This window comes from Pseudoalteromonas sp. 13-15, assembly GCF_001468205.2.
Taxonomy (GTDB): domain Bacteria; phylum Pseudomonadota; class Gammaproteobacteria; order Enterobacterales; family Alteromonadaceae; genus Pseudoalteromonas; species Pseudoalteromonas marina.
In genome coordinates this window covers 1,258,659-1,278,415 of the sequence record NZ_CP019162.1, presented here as the reverse complement: position 1 = coordinate 1,278,415, position 19,757 = coordinate 1,258,659, and the positions used below count along the sequence as shown (strand labels likewise).

General features: G+C 39.7%; 16 protein-coding genes, 8 tRNA genes and 1 pseudogene. 20 read left to right on the top strand and 5 right to left on the bottom strand.

The genetic code is table 11. From position 1 onward, the window contains the following. Positions 1-38 precede the first annotated feature (38 nt). Together ATS72_RS05935 and ATS72_RS05930 are read right to left on the bottom strand one after the other, a co-directional pair. Positions 39-782, bottom strand: a complete 744-nt coding sequence (locus ATS72_RS05935) for a DUF3307 domain-containing protein (protein WP_058429435.1) — start codon at positions 780-782, stop codon at positions 39-41. After that, positions 782-1,405, bottom strand: coding sequence for a hypothetical protein (locus ATS72_RS05930; RefSeq protein WP_010557102.1), 624 nt, complete (start codon positions 1,403-1,405; stop codon positions 782-784). The genes ATS72_RS05935 and ATS72_RS05930 overlap by 1 nt, the downstream gene beginning before the upstream one ends. 147 nt (positions 1,406-1,552) lie before the next feature. Here ATS72_RS05930 and ATS72_RS05925 point away from each other — a divergent pair, with 147 nt between their 5' ends. The 8 genes from ATS72_RS05925 to ATS72_RS05890 all read left to right on the top strand — a co-directional run bounded on the left by ATS72_RS05925 (position 1,553) and on the right by ATS72_RS05890 (position 10,085). After that, complete coding sequence (locus tag ATS72_RS05925; protein ID WP_058429434.1) at positions 1,553-2,056, top strand: LabA-like NYN domain-containing protein; 504 nt, start codon at positions 1,553-1,555, stop codon at positions 2,054-2,056. 151 nt (positions 2,057-2,207) lie between these two features. Next, positions 2,208-3,128, top strand: coding sequence for an NAD(+) diphosphatase (gene nudC / locus ATS72_RS05920; protein ID WP_058429433.1), 921 nt, complete (start codon positions 2,208-2,210; stop codon positions 3,126-3,128). A 9-nt stretch (positions 3,129-3,137) separates the two neighbouring features. Then, a complete protein-coding gene (locus ATS72_RS05915) occupies positions 3,138-4,319 on the top strand; it encodes a cystathionine beta-lyase (protein ID WP_058429432.1) in 1,182 nt (393 codons plus the stop codon). Between the two features lie 144 nt (positions 4,320-4,463). After that, positions 4,464-5,291 (top strand): ABC transporter permease subunit, encoded by an 828-nt coding sequence (locus tag ATS72_RS05910; protein ID WP_058429431.1) that lies wholly within the window; start codon positions 4,464-4,466, stop codon positions 5,289-5,291. Beyond that, entirely contained in the window at positions 5,288-6,196 is a 909-nt protein-coding gene (locus ATS72_RS05905; RefSeq protein ID WP_058429430.1) for an ABC transporter ATP-binding protein, read from the top strand. Before ATS72_RS05910 ends, ATS72_RS05905 begins: the two co-directional genes overlap by 4 nt. Continuing rightward, positions 6,196-6,570: a PH domain-containing protein gene (locus tag ATS72_RS05900; protein ID WP_006794021.1), complete on the top strand. Its 375-nt coding sequence runs from the start codon at positions 6,196-6,198 to the stop codon at positions 6,568-6,570. Before ATS72_RS05905 ends, ATS72_RS05900 begins: the two co-directional genes overlap by 1 nt. Before the next feature lie 197 nt (positions 6,571-6,767). Next, positions 6,768-7,556, top strand: coding sequence for a putative porin (locus ATS72_RS05895; protein WP_058429429.1), 789 nt, complete (start codon positions 6,768-6,770; stop codon positions 7,554-7,556). Between the two features lie 252 nt (positions 7,557-7,808). After that, on the top strand, positions 7,809-10,085 hold the full coding sequence (locus ATS72_RS05890) for an acyl-CoA dehydrogenase (protein WP_058429428.1): 2,277 nt from the start codon (positions 7,809-7,811) through the stop codon (positions 10,083-10,085). Between the two features lie 64 nt (positions 10,086-10,149). On the opposite strand, the gene ATS72_RS05885 is transcribed toward ATS72_RS05890, so the two are convergent. Continuing rightward, positions 10,150-10,584 carry a hypothetical protein gene (locus ATS72_RS05885; RefSeq protein ID WP_006794018.1) on the bottom strand — a complete coding sequence of 145 codons (435 nt, stop codon included), beginning with the start codon at positions 10,582-10,584 and terminating at the stop codon, positions 10,150-10,152. A 143-nt stretch (positions 10,585-10,727) separates the two neighbouring features. After that, complete coding sequence (gene cysK / locus ATS72_RS05880; protein WP_006794017.1) at positions 10,728-11,696, bottom strand: cysteine synthase A; 969 nt, start codon at positions 11,694-11,696, stop codon at positions 10,728-10,730. Between the two features lie 458 nt (positions 11,697-12,154). Between cysK and ATS72_RS05875 the strand changes: the two genes are divergently transcribed. From ATS72_RS05875 to ATS72_RS05820, 12 genes are all read left to right on the top strand, one after another. Next, positions 12,155-13,306: a dicarboxylate/amino acid:cation symporter gene (locus ATS72_RS05875; RefSeq protein ID WP_006794016.1), complete on the top strand. Its 1,152-nt coding sequence runs from the start codon at positions 12,155-12,157 to the stop codon at positions 13,304-13,306. A 150-nt stretch (positions 13,307-13,456) separates the two neighbouring features. Continuing rightward, positions 13,457-14,107, top strand: coding sequence for a UvrY/SirA/GacA family response regulator transcription factor (gene uvrY, locus ATS72_RS05870; RefSeq protein WP_006794015.1), 651 nt, complete (start codon positions 13,457-13,459; stop codon positions 14,105-14,107). A gap of 9 nt (positions 14,108-14,116) precedes the next feature. Beyond that, complete coding sequence (gene uvrC / locus ATS72_RS05865; protein ID WP_058429427.1) at positions 14,117-15,940, top strand: excinuclease ABC subunit UvrC; 1,824 nt, start codon at positions 14,117-14,119, stop codon at positions 15,938-15,940. 42 nt (positions 15,941-15,982) lie between these two features. Further along, the gene (gene pgsA, locus ATS72_RS05860; protein WP_058429426.1) at positions 15,983-16,528 is read left to right on the top strand and encodes a CDP-diacylglycerol--glycerol-3-phosphate 3-phosphatidyltransferase; all 546 of its coding nucleotides are present in this window, start codon (positions 15,983-15,985) and stop codon (positions 16,526-16,528) included. A 140-nt stretch (positions 16,529-16,668) separates the two neighbouring features. Beyond that, positions 16,669-16,744 (top strand) — tRNA-Gly (locus ATS72_RS05855). Between the two features lie 30 nt (positions 16,745-16,774). Next, positions 16,775-16,848, top strand: a tRNA-Cys gene (locus tag ATS72_RS05850). A 36-nt stretch (positions 16,849-16,884) separates the two neighbouring features. Next, a tRNA-Leu gene (locus tag ATS72_RS05845) sits at positions 16,885-16,970 on the top strand. 65 nt (positions 16,971-17,035) lie between these two features. After that, positions 17,036-17,111: transfer RNA gene (locus tag ATS72_RS05840), tRNA-Gly, on the top strand. A 39-nt stretch (positions 17,112-17,150) separates the two neighbouring features. Then, positions 17,151-17,237, top strand: a tRNA-Leu gene (locus tag ATS72_RS05835). Between the two features lie 51 nt (positions 17,238-17,288). Then, a tRNA-Gly gene (locus tag ATS72_RS05830) sits at positions 17,289-17,364 on the top strand. Positions 17,365-17,383: 19 nt separating this feature from the next. Next, a tRNA-Cys gene (locus tag ATS72_RS05825) sits at positions 17,384-17,457 on the top strand. 38 nt (positions 17,458-17,495) lie between these two features. Next, a tRNA-Leu gene (locus ATS72_RS05820) sits at positions 17,496-17,582 on the top strand. Between the two features lie 441 nt (positions 17,583-18,023). On the opposite strand, the pseudogene ATS72_RS05815 reads toward ATS72_RS05820, so the two are convergent. Further along, a pseudogene (locus ATS72_RS05815) lies at positions 18,024-19,482 on the bottom strand (BCCT family transporter). Positions 19,483-19,757 lie beyond the last annotated feature (275 nt).

Below are 19,757 nucleotides of genomic sequence, written 5' to 3'. Positions count from 1 at the left end.
ATAAAAACGCGCTTACTTTAAATTGTAGCGCGTTTTTTTTAATGTATTAAATACTTTACCATTAAAGCTACAAACAAAGTTACACTTACGCTAAGTAGTGTGCCTAACATTACGTATTCGGTGAGCTTTTTATCTTTACTGGCGCTTAAATCGCCAAACCTAAAGACCGACTTAGCCGCTAATAAAAATCCAACCCCCGCAAATTGATCGAGTAAAATAAAGCTCAGCATTAACACGCGCTCCAACATGCCAATACTTTGCCCTGCAAATACTAAGCTGCCTTTACTGCTAAAGTTACCCGTTAAACGCTCTAGCATCATTCTAATAAATACTGCACTTGGGCTTAAAATAATTAAATAACCGCACACAACCCACAGCATATTTGGGTTAGTGACAAGTGAATATAGGGTGTCTAAAAAGTGTGTATTATCGCTCAGCCATACGCTTAAGTAGATTATTACGACTATGTGGGCAAATTGATCCATTAAAAAGGGCACTACACCTTTGCTTGAGTAAGATTTGGCTATATCAATTGCGTAATGACTAAGCATAATAACGGCGGTTGCTATTACAACACTGCTAATTTGTTGCCAGCCATAAGTGTATTCCCAAGCGCTAATAATTATTGCGCTAGTGACCCCATGGACCAATACATGAAAATACAGTTTAGTTGCCTTGAAGTGGCGGGAATTTCTGTCGTTAACCCAGCTCATAGGTTGCCAGTAAAAATCAGCCAATAAATGGCCAATAATTAGGGCTACGAGTAAAAGCGAAAAAGCCATTAGCATCTCCCTTGATTTATATTTTTTATAATGTTGCTCGCATGCTCTAAAAACCGTTCGATAAGTTGGTAATGGGCTAAATTAAGTAGCTTAGTTACGTTTTCTCTGCTGGTTTTAAGATCTTTTGCTAAAGCTGCATGGCTATTATCGGTACTGGTTAAATAGGCGTACAAAGCATTGGCTTGTTTTTGTGTTATTTTAGTAAGGAGTACATCAGCAAAGGCTAAATTAAGGTTTAAACTTTCATGGATGTTTTGAGGAGGCGTATTAAATAAAAACCGTTGATTGGCTATTTTATCAAGGCCATGACCCGAAAGAGTAAATGCTGAACCTGTAGCTGTTTTTATATCATTGCGCGGGTTATCTATTTCCCCAATAGCCATACTTTGTCTGACTTCGTACCCTGATGCCTTCAAATATAAATAAATTAAAACAGCATGCTTAAACAAATACTCAGGGTTATTAATTTGTAATTGAAAAGAGTCGCCTCGATAAATATTCCAAAGTGTACTCTCGCCCGATACACAACGTAAACTTTGCTCTAGCTCATAAAGCATGGCATCGTATTGCTGTTTAGGAATAGTTTGCGATTTAATAATATCGCCGCTGATCACACCAATCATAACAATCCAAATTAGTTACTTTTTTAAATGTAACCAAAAATGGTTACATAGCGTTATGTAACTAATTTAGGTTACTTAAAAGCAAATAGCAAGGTACACTGAGTTTAAATTATTTCGCTATAGCTATTATTCTAACTAGGGCATTACATGACTTCATTTAACTCGCAGCAAAACATTAAACCGCGTGTAGGCATATTTGTTGACGTACAAAACATTTATTACACGTGTAGAGAAAGCTATAGCAAAAACTTTGATTACAATGCTTTTTGGCGAGTTATCCAGGAGCAATATGAAATAGATTGTGCTTATGCCTACGCTATTTATCGTGGAGATGAAAAGCAAAATCAGTTTCAAAATATTTTGAGAGCGATTGGGTTTGAGGTAAAACTAAAGCCGTTTATTCAGCGCCGAGATGGCAGTGCAAAAGGCGACTGGGATGTAGGCATAACGATAGATATGTTAGAGCATGGAAAAAATCTCGATAAAGTAATTTTGCTCTCGGGCGATGGCGATTTTGCACTGTTACTTGGGCATTTAAAAAATCAATATAATGTGCCGTGTGATGTTTATGGAGCAGATAAGTTAACCGCTGAAGTACTCAAACAAAGTGCAGAACAGTTTCATTTGATTGATGATAATTTATTACTTTAAAGCTTAAAAAAAGAGGCTAAGTGCCTTCAACATGAGAGTTTTTAATACAGAGCCTATATAGTTTAATATAGGCTTTATTGTTGCTGTAATAAATTGGGTTTGCTCGTCGGTTATGTTAATTTTAAGCGATAACGAGTAATTAAGGATTTACATGCTCAACTACAGTGATATGCCACTTGATAGATGCTCCAATGTGCGTAAAGACCTAACGTGGCTCAAAGGTCAATTGTCGTCGCAAAGCTTGTGGCTTTTGGTAAAAAACAACGAGACATTATTTATTAAAAATACGCCTCAAATAAAGTTTTTACCGTACGAGAAAATTGCACAGCTAAACTTAACCAATGCGCTATTTTTAGGCTTAAACACCACACAGCAGGGGGTGTTTGCCCTCGATGTATCTACTATTGACGACACAATACTTACCCCCATAATAAGTGGCGCAGAGTTTATGGACATTCGTAAACAGGGGCCGCTTGTTGATATAAAAGAGGGGTCTATTGCTGCGCTTGCACGCGGGTTGTGCTATTGGCATGCAACTCATCGTTTTTGTGGGCGTTGCGGCAGTATAAACCACTTAGTTGAAGCGGGACATTCTCGTTTATGTGAAAACGAGCGCTGTAAACACCCTACTTTTCCTCGTACTGACCCTGCGGTAATTATGGTTGTAACTAAAACGTTTGCCGATGGCATTGAGCGATGTCTGCTTGGCCGCCAAGCAGTGTGGCCCACAGGAATGTATTCGTCATTAGCCGGCTTTGTAGACCCAGGTGAAACTTTAGAGCAAGCTGTTGCCCGTGAGGTAAAAGAAGAGGCAGGGATTGACGTTGATGACGTAACCTATGTGGCGTCTCAGCCATGGCCATTTCCTTCATCTATCATGCTTGGCTTTTTTGCTAAAGCAACGTCTGAGCAAATTAACGTAGATAAAGACGAACTTGACGATGCTAAGTGGTTTAGCCGTGAAGATTTGGCAAACTTTGGTAATTGGCATGACGAAGGAGAGCATTTAAAACTACCTCGTACTGATTCTATTTCTCGCTATTTAATTGAACATTGGCGTACTAATCCATAAGGAATAACCATGTCGAGTAACAGTAATAAAAATACTCAGCTTGTGTCGTCTGGGCGCAAAAAAGCGTACACCCATGGTGTAGTAAACCCCGTTGTGCAGCGCGCATCAACGGTGGTATTTGATTCGGTTGCAGAACTTAAAGAAGCGGCGAAGAAGCGTGGCGATAAAACCCTTTTTTATGGGCGTCGTGGCACAACCACACATTTTGCATTGCAAGAGGCCATTACCGAGTTAGAAGGCGGTGAAGGGTGCGCACTTTATCCGTGTGGGGCTGCTGCAATTAGCCAAGCGCTATTGTCGTTTTTAAAGAGTGGTGACCATATTTTAATGGTTGATAACGCGTATGAGCCTACTCGCGATTTTTGCGATAAAATTTTAGCAGGGCTAGGAATTACCACTACTTATTACCCGCCAACAGTTGGTGTAGGCATAAAAGATTATATTAAGCCAAATACCAAGGTGTTATTTTTAGAATCTCCTGGTTCTATAACGATGGAAATTCAAGATGTCCCTGCCATGGTAAACGTAGCCAAAGAACATAATGTAATGACCATGCTGGATAACACCTATGGAAACGGTCTTCATTACCGCCCGCTTGAGCATGGCGTAGATATTAGTATTCAAGCGGCAACAAAGTACATTGTTGGTCATTCAGATGTAATGATGGGGGTTGCAGTGGCTAATAAAAAATATTGGCCAACGCTTCGCGAGCATTCTTACTTACTAGGGCAGTGTACAAGTGCTGATGATGCATATTTGGCACTGCGCGGTTTACGCACGATGAGCGTGCGTTTAAATCAGCATGAAAAGGCGGCGATAGAGGTGGCAAAATGGCTTGAACAGCATGAGTTAGTTGATCATATTCGTCATCCAGCCTTTGAAACCTGCCCAGGCCATGCGTTTTTTAAGCGTGATTTTGATGGTAGTAATGGCTTGTTTTCAATTGTTATGAAAACAGGGAATCAAAAAGCGATAGATGCATTTTTAGATAGCCTTCAGCATTTTAAGATGGGTTTTTCGTGGGGAGGCTTTGAAAGCTTGGTCACCGCTAATTTAACCATGAAAGGGTTGCGCTCAACCACTGGCTGGGATCTAGGACCGGTTATTAGATTGCATATTGGCCTTGAAGATATCGATGACTTAATAGCTGATTTAACCCAAGCGCTTGAGGTATACAAGCAGCATTTATAATTACGCGCTAGTTACATTTAAATGGTTTGTTACAAAGCTCACTCTTCGTGGGCTTTTTTTTGCTGGTAATTCAAGGTGTTTACACTTAGGGTAGTTATATTAGGCTTTGAACTAAAGCATAAGCAACGTCATTAAGGATAGTCAATGGCAACACCATTACCAATAAACGTAGGGCGATTAACGCAAATTGCGGGATTTGAGCTTGTACGTATGTTTTTAACTAAACGTGGGCTTATAGCCCTTGCGGCATTTGCACTTGTTTGGTTAATTATTTTGCGCTACCCGATAGGGCAAGCTGTGAGCATTATTAGCTCCCCAAACTTTGAGCAAATAGCCCGCGATATTTCAGGCTCAATTGGCTTGAGTAAACTTCTTGATTGGCCTGAAGCCGAGTTTGCTATGTATTGGTTAATTGCTTTGTATAGTTTTCCTGTGTTTAGTTTATTTATTTGTAGTGACCAAACAGTGGGTGACAGAGAGCGCGGTACACTGAGGTTTTTATCATTGCGTTCAACCCGATTTGAAATTTTGTTTGGCCGGTTTATTGGGCAATTAGCGGTATTAACGTGTTTGGTCGCAATTACTCTTGTGGCCACATTAGCGGTATTAGGGTATCGCGATCCGAGTTTGTTGGTAGGGGGCGTTGGCCGCGTACTGTCGATATTTTCAATTCTTATAGTTACATTTGCACCGTTTGTGGCGTTAATGACTTTAATAAATACTTTTGCACGTTCATCGCGGTTATCAATTGTACTCGCTATTTTATATTTTACAGCGGGTGGAATCGTAGTGGGTTTACTACAGTGGCAAATACCTGCATTAAGCGCGCTAGATTATTTATTCCCGGGTGTACAAATAGAGCAACTCGCCGGTCAAAACCTGCCACTATTGAGTGCCGTGGGAATACCACTTGTACAAACTGCTGTGTTACTGGCAGTGGCTCAACGTATTTTTGCAAGGAGCTCACTATGAATCCATTAATTACAGGGCGTAATTTAAGTAAGTCGTATGGGTCTAAACTTGCGCTTAATAATGTGAACTTTGAAATTGAGAAAGGTGCTCCGGTTGCTCTTGTTGGCCCAAATGGTGCGGGTAAAACGACATTATTTAGTTTGTTATGCGGCTATATAGCGCCCAGCAATGGTGAGCTTGAAATACTTGGCCATAAACCCGGCAGTGCCGCCTTATTTAATAAGGTCAGTGCTTTACCACAAGATGCGCAGCTCGATCCGCGTTTTAATATAGAAAAACAACTTGCTTTTTACGCCAAATTACAAGGTATGAGTACCAAGCAAAGTCAAACAGAAGCATTGCGCGTGCTTGATTTAGTTGGGCTGCGTGAAATTGCTAAAAACCGTGCAGGTGATTTATCTCATGGTATGCGCAAACGTGTAACTATAGCGCAGGCTCTTATTGGTTCGCCGCAAATTGTTATGCTAGATGAGGCAACCGCAGGACTTGATCCTATTCATGCCAGAGAAGTACGTGAGTTGGTGTCAACGTTGAGCTCTGAAGCAACCTTTATTTTAAGCTCGCACGATTTAACTGAGCTTGAGCGGTTATGTTCCCAAGTGCTGCATTTAGATAAAGGCGTATTGAGTGAGCACCAAACAAAAGTAAATCAAACCGACAAACACTTTTACACATTAATGCTAAACGAGATGTATGAAAACGTTGAGCAACAGTTACAGTTACTCAATGGTGTAAGCTCTGTTTATATGAGCCAACACAAAGAGTATGTTATTGAATACACACAATCTGAGCAGGCACTTGATATTGCACTATTACAGTTTTGCCACCAACATAATTGGCAATACAGGCAATTGGTTAATGGCCATACATTAGAAAATCAAATTTTTAAACAGGAGAAAGTATAATGGGTTTATTAAGCGGATTAATGGGTAACGCAAGCGAAGTTGATGATTCTGATTTAGAAAAAGTACTCGCTAATACATTAATTGAGGGTGAGCACGTCGAAAAAGCCTATAAAGTTATTCGCGATATGTTCATTTTTACTAATAAGCGCTTAATTTTAATTGATAAGCAAGGTGTAACTGGTTCTAAAATGGAAATGGTGAGTATTGCTTACTCTAAAATTACCAAGTTTAGCAAAGAGAGTGCAGGGCACTTTGATTTGGATGCTGAACTTAAAATTTGGATTGGCTCTGACCCAACGCCACTTACAAAAGAGTTTAAAGCAGGCGATAACATTAATGAGGTTTATAGAGTAATTAGCCAACACGCACTATAATTGTACAACTACTTTAAGTAGTTGTTGACTAAATGTTGCAACTACTTTAATTTTACAGTTTCTTACATCTCCTTACAATTAACTCAACAAATACAATGGTTTAATTAAGTTTTCATTCAGTTTCCCGGCGTTAGCATGTGCCCACTTTAGTAATTTAGCTAAAGCATAAAACGCAATGTACATAGGGAAGTCTTACAATGAAAAAATTAGCAGTTATTATTTCAAGCATTTTATTATCTAGCACTGCGGCTGCTGCAGACAGCTATAACTCAATCAGTAACTTAAGTTACAAAGACAGCGACAATAACGATACCGTTGCTGTAGATTCTATTTATTACCTATCACCTAAAAAAACATTAGGCCCGTACGACCAATTTGAATACATTAATAAACAAAGCAACATTTACGGCGCATACGCTGATGACGACTTTAGCGATGCAACGTTAGTTGGTGGTGAGTACTTTATTAATGAATTTGTTATTGGTGCATCATACACAAACCTTGATGTTGGCAATCATAACGAAGCATATACAATTTCAGGCGGTTACTTTTTTAACCCAGATTTGCTTGCAAAAGTGACGCTAGTTGAAAATAAAGATGGCGAAGACTTCGCTTTATTCGATTTAGCGTATAACCATATGCTTAACAGTACCGATTACATTGGTGTAACTGTTACTGCGGATGATAATTTTGATTACCGCGCCGTTGCTGCTAAATACTTTATTGATTTACAGCAAGGTAACTACTTAACATTTGAAGGTAAATACGAAAGCATTGATGATGCTGAAAACCAATGGGTGGCAGAAACGAATTACTATTTCTCAAAAGCGACCTCTGTATTTGCAAGCTACGATAAACAAGATACCTACAGCTTTGGTGCTCAGCACTTCATTAACAAAAATATTGGCCTTAAAGTAGGTTACGAGAACAATGCCGATGACTCTGATAATGATGCTTACTTTGCAAACATGCGTTTTCAGTTTTAATGAATAACGCAATTTAAGTTTTCAGCTTAATTAAAATATAAGCCCGCTCATGCAGCGGGCTTTTTTATTATTAAGGCCTATACGTTTTATTTTTTAGTTGCTTTACCCATATCAAAATTAATAATTACAGACTAGTTTATTCTTTGTTACCCAATTTACAGGCTTAGCAGAAAGCGTATTTGCAATGATTGTATTTAAACTAAGATGGGTCATACTTAGGTTATTAATTTCTAATGTTAAAGGAATGTAGGCATGTCGGTATTTATCATTTTACTGGTTGTTATAGTGGTTATTTTTGCCGTTAAAGATATCCGCTTAAACCTGATCAGTAGACCCACGTTTAAAATGTTTAAAAAAGTACTTCCACCGCTTTCGCAAACAGAGCGAGAGGCTATGGAAGCAGGCGATGTTTGGTGGGATGGAGAACTATTTAGTGGTAACCCTGATTGGAAAAAATTACACAATTTTCCAAAGCCAGAATTGAGCGAAAAAGAAAACGCATTTATGGCTAATCAGGTTGAGACCCTAATGGCGATGCTAGATGATTACCAAATAGTGCAAAAAGACAAAGACTTGCCAAAAGAAGTGTGGGATTACTTAAAAAAAGAAGGTTTTTTTGCATTAATCATTCCTGAAAAGTTTGGTGGACGAGAGTTTTCGGCGATTGCTAATTCAACCATTGTTTCAAAAATTTCGACCAAGAGTTTAACTGCGGCGGTTACCGTAATGGTGCCAAATAGTTTAGGGCCGGGTGAGCTATTGCTGCATTACGGTACTAAAGAGCAACAAGACCGCTGGTTACCAACGCTTGCCAATGGTGAAGATGTTCCATGCTTTGCACTTACAGGCCCAGAAGCAGGCTCTGATGCCGGTAGCATTCCAGATTCTGGTGTTGTATGTAAAGGAGAGCACAATGGTGAAGAAGTAATTGGCCTACGTTTAAACTGGTCAAAACGTTACATTACCCTTGCACCCGTTGCCACAGTATTAGGCCTTGCTTTTAAAATGTATGACCCCGATGGTTTATTAGGAGACGAAAAAGAGCTTGGTATTACGTGCGCACTTATTCCAACCGATCACCCAGGAGTTAAAACAGGTGAGCGCCATTACCCACTTAATATGGCATTTATGAACGGTACAACTTATGGTGAAGATGTGTTTATTCCGCTTGACTGGATTATTGGTGGGCAAGAGTGTGCGGGGCGTGGCTGGCGCATGCTGGTGGAGTGTTTAAGTGCAGGGCGTGGTATTTCGCTGCCGGCTTTAAGTGCTGCAACCGGTCACCTAGCGGCTAAAATGACTTCAGCATATGCCGTAGTTCGCCAGCAATTTGGTGTATCTATTGGGCAATTTGAAGGTGTGCAAGAAGCGCTTGCTCGCATTGGTGGCTTAACTTACACGCTAGAGTCATGTCGGTTAATGACGGCTGGCGCAATCGATTTAAAACTTAGCCCTTCGGTTGTCACCGCTATTGCCAAATACCATATGACGGAAATGGGTCGTACAGTCATGAATGATGCGATGGATATTCATTCAGGCAAAGGCATTCAGGTGGGGCCAAACAACTATTTGGCACATGGTTATATGGGAATACCGGTGTCTATTACGGTAGAAGGCGCAAATATTTTAACTCGAAATTTAATGATATTTGGCCAAGGAGCAACCCGTTGTCATCCCTTTGTTCTAAAAGAAATGGAGGCCGCTGCACTTGAAGACGACGATGCTGCTCTGAATCAATTTGATGGTTTATTAATGAACCATATATTATTTGCTGTAAGTAATGCCAGCATGGCATTTATACATGGTTTAACACGTAGTTACTTTGCAAAAGCGCCTGTTGGCGGCGAAACAGCAGTTTATTACAAGCACCTAAGCAGAATGAGCAGAGGCTTGGCTATTTGTACCGACGTAGCCATGTTAATGTTAGGTGGTGAGCTTAAACGCAAAGAGATGATATCTGCCCGATTAGGCGACGTATTGAGCCAGTTGTATTTAGCTTCTACGGTTTTAAAACGCTATGAAGACGAAGGTCGTCAACAAGCAGACTTACCTTTTGTTAAATATGCGATAGAAACATCGTTATTTGAAATTGGCCAAGCGTTTGATGGTTTTTTCAAAAATTTCTCAAACCCAATTATTAATTTTGTGCTTAAGCGTATTGTATTTCCAATTGGTAATCATTACGAAAAACCAAGCGATGAAATTGCACAACGTATTTGCGAGCATATGACACAACCAGGTGTGTTTAGAAATCGCTTAACTCATTTGTGTTATGTAGATGAAAACGCAGGTACAGGGGTAATGGAAAATGCATTTTTAGCTATGCACGATATGCAGGCTCAATTCAAAGATTTAAAACAATGGCAGCGCAAAGGCAATATTCCTGCAACGCTCGATATTGAAGGTGCGATTAACTTTGCATTAGACAATGATTTAGTAACGCAAACCGATGCCGATGCTATGCACCATGCCAATAAGCTACGTAATCAAGCAATAGCGGTTGATAACTTTCAGCAAGGCGAGTTGTAGCTAATTATTTGAACCGTAAATAAAAAAGGCCTTACATGTGTAAGGCCTTTTTTTAATATAATGATTAACGTGCGTATGGGTCTGCAACTATTTTGTCGATATACCATTTACCTTTTTTACGTAGCATTTTTACGCTACGCATATCATCTATTTTGTTACCATTTAAATAACCGGTGAAAATAAGATTTATTTTAGCATTGTCACCATACTGTTCGCGTACACTCATATTGGTCATATCGACTTCAATAATAACCTCATCGTACTGCATGTTAACTAAGTTACGAGTAAATTGTTTAGCTGTACCGTACGACTTCATGATTCGCGTAAGGTTGGGTGTTGCCATGGTTGTTGCTTTTTGAAGGTCTTGCTGATTGTACAAGGCATCAAAGTAGGCTGTTGCAGTGTCACCGGGTGAATCGCCAAGTTTTTTTACATCATCGCCACAGGCAACTAAAAACAAACACAGAATAAGGCTGACTAGATAGGTTATTTTTTTCATGTTAATTTTTGTTGGTTAGTTTTATTTAAGTGTGTGGTGAATTAGCTAATATGTAAAGACATGGAAGGTAAATAAAAAGATATTGCAGAGTAAATAATAAAAAAGGATGCCTAGGCATCCTTTCAAAAAATGGTTAGCTAAGATTATTGAACAAGCTCTTGGTCACTAAATTCCTCATCAAATAGCGGGCTTGATAAGTAACGTTCAGTGGCACTTGGTAAAATAACAACAATATTTTTGTCGGCATTTTCTGGTTTTTCAGCAATACGTTTTGCTGCCACTACAGCAGCGCCAGATGAAATACCCACTAATATACCTTCTTTTTTCATTAGCTCATGTGCCATTGCAATTGCATCTTCGTTAGATACTTGCTCTGCAGCATCTATTAGGCTCATGTCTAGGTTTCCAGGGATAAATCCTGCGCCAATACCTTGAATTTTATGTGGCCCTGGTTTTACTTCTTCACCGGCAAGTGTTTGGCTGATTACTGGCGAATTAGTTGGCTCAACAGCAATAGACTTAACATTTAGACCTTTTTCTGTTTTAAGGTAGCGACTAACACCTGTTATAGTCCCGCCAGTACCTACGCCTGCTACAAAGTAATCCACTTTACCGTCAAGAGCATCAAAAATTTCTGGGCCTGTAGTCTCAAAGTGTATTTTTGGGTTTGCTGGATTCTCAAACTGCTGTAGCAAGATATACTTTTCAGGATCGGTGGCTTGAATCTCTTTTGCTTTTTGGATTGCACCATTCATACCTTTAGCGCCGTCTGTAAGCACAAGGTTGGCACCCAGTGCTTTTAGAAGTTTACGACGCTCTAAGCTCATAGTGTTAGGCATGGTAAGCGTTAGTTTGTAACCACGTGCTGCGGCAACGAAGGCCAATGCAATACCTGTATTACCAGATGTAGGCTCGATAAGTTCTTTACCCTCAGTTAGCTGACCTGCTTTTTCAGCCTCCCAAATCATCGATGCACCAATGCGGCATTTTATACTAAAGCTTGGGTTACGCGCTTCCACTTTAGCGAATACATTCCCACCTGTAACACGTTTAAGTTTTACCAGTGGTGTATTACCGATACTAAGTGAGTTATCTTCAAAAATAGTAGACATAATGTTCCTTTGGATACAATCTGATCAACGTGCTAATAGCCTTTGCTACTAACTATATGTTGACACTTTACTGAGAGTTTAAAAAAATAAAAGTAAAGTTTGGCTATAAGATATATCTATTGAGCTTATAACTAAGTGAAATAAAAATCTATATTAGCTGTGCCTTTTGTTATTAGGTACGCACATTAAATTTAATGATAAGACGCTTTTGTTTGTTATGTCGGCTTTTTACCTATAAATAAAATAAAGAGAAGCTTAAATATTTAAATAGGCGCAGACACTCATGCGGCCTAACGGCTAATAAATTGAGTGATTTTTGAACATGATACTTTACCGAGGTCAAATGCACTTTTTATTGATGATTATTTATGCAAACAAACTTTAGTTCAGCGGTTTTATGACACAAGCTAACCAAAACATGATAAAAACGTTTATCTAACAATAATTGAGTAATAAAAATGAAGTTAATTTTAAAGTTAATTGCCGGCATTGTGGCTGGTATATTGGTAGGCTTTTATGTGCCTTTGACAGGTGTTGAACTCTTATTTACGGTTAAAGAGTTAATTGGTCAAATTATTTCCTTCACTATTCCTCTTATTATTTTGTTTTTTATTGCTTCTGGTATTGCAGGGCTTCCTAAAGGTTCTGGCCACTTACTTGGTAAAACGGTTGGATTTGCATATAGCTCTACCGTCATTGCCGGCACGCTTGCTTTTTTATTAGTCAGTGCTGTTATCCCATTTTTAAGTGGGGGTATTACGTTCGAAGCTGAAGTAGCCACGGAAATAGGTAGTTTTATTGATATAGAAATCCCACCATTAATGGGGGTGATGACTGCGCTTGCTACGGCTTTCATATTTGGTATTGGTATGAGCCAGCTTGAATTAGACACATTAAAAAAAGTATCGGATCAGGGTCGTGATGTAATAGATGCGTTATTGTCAAAAGTGATTATTCCGGCATTACCGTTTTATATTGCCGGTGTATTTGCTGAAATGACTGTAGCAGGCACAGTGGTTGATACGCTGCAAACATTTGGCGTGGTGCTCATTGCAGCCCTTGTAATGCATTGGCTATGGTTAAGTGTTCTATATATTGCAACAGGCATTTTATTGAAGCGTAATCCACTTGAATTAGTTAAAAATATGCTACCGGCTTATTTTACTGCATTAGGTACTATGTCGAGTGCAGCAACTATTCCTGTGTCGTTGCAATCAAGTAAAGCAAATAATGTTAAAGAAGACGTAGCAAACTTTACTGTACCTTTATGTGCCACCATTCATTTGTCGGGTTCAACAATTACGATTGTTACGTGTGCCATGGCCGTTATGTTTTTATCGCCAGGTATGGAAGTGCCATCGTTAATGGGCATGTTGCCATTTATATTTATGCTCGGTGTTGTGATGATTGCAGCGCCAGGCGCACCGGGTGGTGCGGTAATGTCGGCGCTTGGGCTTTTAACAAGCATGCTTGGCTTTAATGAAGGGGCTGTGGCATTAATGATTGCACTGTACTTAGCACAAGACAGCTTTGGTACGGCATGTAATGTTACCGGTGATGGTATTATTGCATTATGGGTTGACCGTTTTAGTGAAAAGTCAGCCTCTTAAATCGCTGGGCACATTGATTTCAGTACTTTTAACTTTAGTTAACGTGCCTGAGTGAGAGCGATAATATTAGTTATTGTTTCGCTTTAACTGTGTTAATGTGACAAATTAAATTATTTAGACGTGTGTAGTTGAGTTAATGAGGGTATTGCATTGATTAATGTACTTTTAGTTGATGATCATGAACTAGTACGAACTGGGATCAGACGCATATTAGATGATGTGCGTGGGTTTAAAGTTGTAGGTGAAGCAAAAGACGGTGAAGCCGCTGTTCAGTTTTGCCGACAGCACACACCTAATATTGTACTTATGGATATGAATATGCCTGGCATGGGTGGATTAGAGGCAACTAAAAAGATTTGTCGCTATTGCCCAGATGTAAAAATTATCGTTCTTACTGTTAATTGCGAAGACCCATTTCCGTCTAAAGTAATGCAAATTGGTGCACACGGCTTTCTTACTAAAGGAGCTGGCTCTGATGAAATGGTTCGTGCCATTCGTTCAGTCCATGCAGGTCAACGCTACATTGCGCCTGAAATTGCACAACAAATAGCACTGGCACAGGTTACTGGTCGTACAGACGAAAATCCGTTTCAGAGCTTATCAGAGCGCGAACTTCAAATAATGCTTATGATCACCAAAGGTGAAAAAGCACAAGATATTGCAGAGCGCTTAAACCTCAGTTCTAAAACAGTTAATAGCTATCGTTACCGAATGTTTGAAAAATTGAATGTAGGTGGCGATGTTGAACTTACACATTTAGCTATTCGTCATAAGATGATTGACATAGACGTGTCGTACTAACCCTTTTATATGTCTGAATTTGATCACGTACATTTTTTAAAAACGCTATCAAGCGAGCCCGGTGTTTACCGCATGCTTGATAGTGACAACCAAGTTATTTATGTTGGTAAAGCTAAACAATTAAAAAAACGCGTAAGCAGTTACTTTCGATCCAACATTACCGACAGCAAAACCCGTGTTTTAGTCAGTAACATTAATGATATTGAAGTCACACTGACTAACACCGAAACCGAAGCGCTACTGCTCGAAAATAACCTCATAAAAAAATATCAGCCTCGTTATAATATTCTACTGCGAGATGATAAGTCGTACCCCTATATTTTATTAACGAACCATAAGCATCCGCGGTTAGCGTTCCATAGAGGGAGCCGCAAAATAAAAGGTGAGTATTTTGGTCCATTTCCGAGTGCAGGCGCGGTCTCGGAAAGTTTGCGTTTAATGCAAAAAATATTTCCCGTTCGTCAATGCGAAGATGCTTATTATCGTGCCCGAAGTCGCCCTTGTTTGCAGTATCAGCTCAAGCGTTGCTCTGCGCCATGCGTTAACAAAGTTACCGAGCAAGACTACAGTGAACAAGTTGACTATGTTCGCAAATTTTTGACGGGTAAATCGGATGAAGTCATTGCCGAACTAATAAAAAAAATGGAAGCGGCCAGTGCGGAGCTCAACTTTGAGCTTGCCGCAAAAGTACGTGATCAAATAATGCTACTGCGTAAAATGCAGGAGCAACAATCTATTTCGGGTAACTTTGCAGAAATGGATGTGGTGGGCTTTGCGCATTTAAATGGATTAAACGGCATACATTTATTAATGATTCGCGATCATAAAGTACTCGGCAGTAAAACGTACTTTCCAAAAGTACCAAAAGATTCAAGCGAGCAAGAAATTTTAACTTCATTCTTAGGTCAATATTATTTAGCACCAGGTGCAACAGGACGAATTGCTAAAGAAATTATACTCCCGTTTGAAATAGAAGAGAGCAGTGCGTTAAGCGAAGCACTGACGCAAATAAGCGATCGTAAAGTGGCGCTTAAAGTGGTTACACGTGGAGAGCGTGCGCAATACCTTCAACTAGCAAATAAAAATGCGTTAAACAGTATTGCTGTCAAACAAAGTACACAAGACTCTATCAATAAACGCTATGCCCAATTAAAAGCAACATTACGCCTAGATGATATAGCGCGAATGGAATGTTTTGATATAAGCCATACTATGGGAGAAAACACGGTAGCAAGTTGCGTTGTTTTCGATTCACAAGGCCCAAATACAAAAGAATACAGGCGCTATAATGTAACCGGTATAACCGGTGGTGATGATTATGCAGCCATGGAGTTTGCTTTAAATAAGCGTTACAACAAATTAGTGGATGAAGACAAAATCCCCGATGTAATATTTATAGATGGCGGTAAAGGACAGTTAGGGCGTGCAGAGCAATATTTTTCTAATTGGTCTCATTCTAAAATGCCTCTGCTAGTCGGAGTTGCAAAAGGAACGAGCCGTAAACCTGGCCTAGAAACATTACTCATAGATGGTGGGCGTAAAACAATTCCGATGGATTCTGATGCGCCTGCACTTCACCTGATACAACATATACGAGATGAATCTCACCGTTTTGCAATAGCTGGGCATCGTAATAAGCGTCAAAAACAGCGAACACAATCATTGTTGGAAGAAATTGATGGAGTAGGTTCTAAGCGTCGCCAAACATTATTAAAATATTTAGGGGGCATGCAGGGGGTAAAAGCTGCTAATATAGAACAATTAAAGAAAGTTCCCGGGATCAGCCTTGATATGGCTGAGAAGATATTTAACCATTTACATGACAAGGGCTAGCCCTTCATGCGAATATAAAAGAAAAGACATATCCAAGTAGTTATGTGGAATATTCCAAACACACTCACAACATTTAGACTTTTTCTTATCCCCATTTTTTTGGTGATATTTTATTTGCCTTATAGCTGGGCTTTTTTTGCTGCCGCTTTTATTTTTTGGCTAGCATCAATTACCGATATACTTGATGGCTACCTTGCAAGAAAATTAGAACAATCAACGCCATTTGGAGCCTTTTTAGATCCTGTTGCAGACAAGGTAATGGTGTGTGCTGCACTTGTTGCTCTCTCTGATCAATATCAGTCAATGTATATGACTATTCCCGCACTTATTATTATTAGTCGAGAAATTGTTATATCAGCATTAAGAGAATGGATGGCTGAGCAGGGCAAGCGTGGCAATGTAGCTGTATCTAATATGGGAAAAATTAAAACTGCCGCGCAAATGTTAGCCATCATTGGTTTGATTTGGCAATATGACACCTGGATGAATTATTTAAGTTTTGGGCTACTCTATATAGCAACCTTTTTGACCCTGAGTTCTATGCTGCAATATTTGAAGGCTGCATGGAGTGAATTGACCAAAAATTAACTGCAAATGTATAATAACGCACCGTTTTAGATAAAAAACAAGCAAACAGTTCAAAACTAGCATTTTTTGTATTGACGCGTTTAATAATCTCTGTAGAATGCGTCCGTGTTGAGAGGGCATAGCCCCCAAGGTAACGAAATGCGGCACTAGCTCAGTTGGTAGAGCGCGACCTTGCCAAGGTCGAGGTCACGAGTTCGAGCCTCGTGTGCCGCTCCAAGTTATCTAAGGTTATAACCCCAGTGCTGGGGCGGAATGGCAGAGTGGCCATGCACCGGATTGCAAATCCGTTTACCCCGGTTCGACTCCGGGTTCCGCCTCCAATCAACACTCCACACGCTTTAAATAGCAAACTCGATGCCCGAGTGGTGGAATTGGTAGACACAAGGGATTTAAAATCCCTCGCTCTTAGAGTGTGCCGGTTCAAGTCCGGCCTCGGGCACCACTTTGTGGTTTGGTTATATGCACCAACATATAACTTTTAAAATGTAATAGTAGAATTAATATGATGCGGCACTAGCTCAGTTGGTAGAGCGCGACCTTGCCAAGGTCGAGGTCACGAGTTCGAGCCTCGTGTGCCGCTCCATATTAGTTTTATCCACTTGCTTTAAGTAGCAAACTCGATGCCCGAGTGGTGGAATTGGTAGACACAAGGGATTTAAAATCCCTCGACTAACAAGTCGTGCCGGTTCAAGTCCGGCCTCGGGCACCACTTTTAATTACTGACCAATTTAATTAAAAGTTTGATAAAAATTTATTATATGCGGCACTAGCTCAGTTGGTAGAGCGCGACCTTGCCAAGGTCGAGGTCACGAGTTCGAGCCTCGTGTGCCGCTCCAAATTATATGGAAGCGTTAAGGCGGAATGGCAGAGTGGCCATGCACCGGATTGCAAATCCGTTTACCCCGGTTCGACTCCGGGTTCCGCCTCCACATAATTTACTCCACACGCTTTAATTAGCAAACTCGATGCCCGAGTGGTGGAATTGGTAGACACAAGGGATTTAAAATCCCTCGACTAACAAGTCGTGCCGGTTCAAGTCCGGCCTCGGGCACCATTTCTATATAAACTCCAATGATAAAAAACATTTAAAATATATCCATATTTCATTTATCTAATCTATTTTTAATATCTCCTTAACTTTACTATTTAAAGATTTTGTCACTTAGCCTTTGCAAGGCCCAATTTTTATCGTCATTACTCTATTTCACTCAGCTCAGTTAATACCAATCCGAAATAGTACTTAATTATGTGAATCTGTATGAGTAACGCACTTGTCCATAACAAAATAAACAAATCAGAACATTAGTAATTTAATTACTCCTTTATCTATCTTTTAGTCAATCAGATATTTTCAACACGATGAGAGTAAGGTTTGCTCTTTTAAAATAAAAAAGTAGTAACTAGAGCTAGATTGAGGAAAATGTGACGTGGCTATAATAAGTTTTAAATGAGTTGTATAAGCGACTCTTAAGAGCCACTTATACCGGATGGATTGTTAGTGCAGTTTGCTTTGAACCTTATAAGTAGGGTATTCGCTTAGCAAGCCTTGTATAAGCGCAACACACATTAAAATAAGTATGATTGAAAATGGGAGTGCAGTAGTTACTACACCCGATTGAAGTGCTTGTAAGGCTTGCGAGCCGCCAACCCAAAGTAACACTGCTGCTATCATACCTTCGACAGTAGCCCAAAATATACGCTGTGGCACTGGTGCATCAATTTTACCGCCAGCAGTTATGCTGTCTATCACCAGTGATCCTGAATCAGATGAAGTGATAAAAAAGACTAAAACTAAAGCAATAGAAATAATTGAAATAAAGCTAGAAAACGGTAGCTGTTCATATACCTGAAATAAAGTAACTGAAATATCAGTCAAACCATTTTGTCCAAGTGGTCCGACTTTGTCTATAACTTGTGTTATTGCCATATTGCAAATACACCCATCCACACAAGGCTAAGCAGAGTTGGTAGCCCTATAACAACAAGTAAGAACTCTCTTACAGTTCGACCTTTAGAAACTCGCGCTATAAACATGCCAACAAACGGTGACCAAGATATCCACCACGCCCAATAAAATACAGTCCAAGAATGCATCCAACCTTCATCGGGCCTATTAAAAGGATTACTCAATGGTACAAAATGTTCTACGTATGCTCTCAGGGTAAACCAAACAGCAGGGATTGAATCAGAGAATGTAAGTACGATAACAACTAACAGCAAAAAAACGCACAAATTAAATTAACGTTGCTTAGTACTTTTACACCGCCCTCAATACCTCTAATAACAGAGAAAATAGCAATACACGTTACTAAGCCAATAACAGATATTTGAAAAGCAGTGCCATAATCGGTGCCTAATAGGTAATTTATACCACTGGTCGCTTGTTGTGCGCCAAGCCCCAGTGATGTTGCTAAACCAAATAAAGTCGACAATACCGCGAGTATATCTATGATATGCCCCATCCACCCCCATGCGCGATCACCAAATAAGGGATAGAAAACAGAACGTATAGACAAAGGCAGGCCTTTATTAAATGCATAAAAAGCCAAGCTTAAGCCAACTAAACTACTGCGTAAATTGCCCATCCGTGCAAACCTCAGTGGTACATAGTCGCACCTAAAGCTAATGAATGTGCTTGTGCTGAATTGGGTTCACCCCCCATAGGCATATGATACCAACCTGTATAATAAGCTTGTTGGCTCTGCAACACCCCAAAATAGTAATCCAATGCCCATTCCTGCAGCAAATAACATGGCAAGCCACGATATGTAACCATGCTCTGGACGAGCTTTTACACCGCCTAAACGAATTTTACCTAAGGGAGAGAATGCCAAGATAATACAAAAGATTACAAAGGCATTAGCAAGTAACATAAAGTAACTATCGAATTGATTTATGATAACGTCTTTAGTGGAGGTTAGTGCATCGCGGGTAACAGTAGGGTCAAAAACCAAGCTAAGCAATACAAATAAAACAACTAAAAAAGCGCTTATTCCAAATACAGGGTTATGTATATCAAACCCCCATTGTTGTACATTATCTTGTCAAACTTGATAATCAGTAGTATCGATACTGTATTTTTTGTCATGTCATCCATCGGCTTTCCTTTTTTAGATACCTCTTTGTGTTCCTATACGTAGTAAATATAAAGTAGTGGTAAAAATTAATCTTAGTTTTTAATGTTGGGTAAATAAATTTTAGAACTAAAAAAGCGAGCCGGAGCTCGCTT

Coding starts and splice junctions, on each gene's coding strand:
- ATS72_RS05935 (WP_058429435.1), bottom strand. CDS start 782: ATGGCTTTTTCGCTTTTACTCGTAGCCCTAATTATTGGCCATTTATTG.
- ATS72_RS05930 (WP_010557102.1), bottom strand. CDS start 1,405: ATGATTGGTGTGATCAGCGGCGATATTATTAAATCGCAAACTATTCCT.
- ATS72_RS05925 (WP_058429434.1), top strand. CDS start 1,553: ATGACTTCATTTAACTCGCAGCAAAACATTAAACCGCGTGTAGGCATA.
- nudC (WP_058429433.1), top strand. CDS start 2,208: ATGCTCAACTACAGTGATATGCCACTTGATAGATGCTCCAATGTGCGT.
- ATS72_RS05915 (WP_058429432.1), top strand. CDS start 3,138: ATGTCGAGTAACAGTAATAAAAATACTCAGCTTGTGTCGTCTGGGCGC.
- ATS72_RS05910 (WP_058429431.1), top strand. CDS start 4,464: ATGGCAACACCATTACCAATAAACGTAGGGCGATTAACGCAAATTGCG.
- ATS72_RS05905 (WP_058429430.1), top strand. CDS start 5,288: ATGAATCCATTAATTACAGGGCGTAATTTAAGTAAGTCGTATGGGTCT.
- ATS72_RS05900 (WP_006794021.1), top strand. CDS start 6,196: ATGGGTTTATTAAGCGGATTAATGGGTAACGCAAGCGAAGTTGATGAT.
- ATS72_RS05895 (WP_058429429.1), top strand. CDS start 6,768: ATGAAAAAATTAGCAGTTATTATTTCAAGCATTTTATTATCTAGCACT.
- ATS72_RS05890 (WP_058429428.1), top strand. CDS start 7,809: ATGTCGGTATTTATCATTTTACTGGTTGTTATAGTGGTTATTTTTGCC.
- ATS72_RS05885 (WP_006794018.1), bottom strand. CDS start 10,584: ATGAAAAAAATAACCTATCTAGTCAGCCTTATTCTGTGTTTGTTTTTA.
- cysK (WP_006794017.1), bottom strand. CDS start 11,696: ATGTCTACTATTTTTGAAGATAACTCACTTAGTATCGGTAATACACCA.
- ATS72_RS05875 (WP_006794016.1), top strand. CDS start 12,155: ATGAAGTTAATTTTAAAGTTAATTGCCGGCATTGTGGCTGGTATATTG.
- uvrC (WP_058429427.1), top strand. CDS start 14,117: ATGTCTGAATTTGATCACGTACATTTTTTAAAAACGCTATCAAGCGAG.
- pgsA (WP_058429426.1), top strand. CDS start 15,983: ATGTGGAATATTCCAAACACACTCACAACATTTAGACTTTTTCTTATC.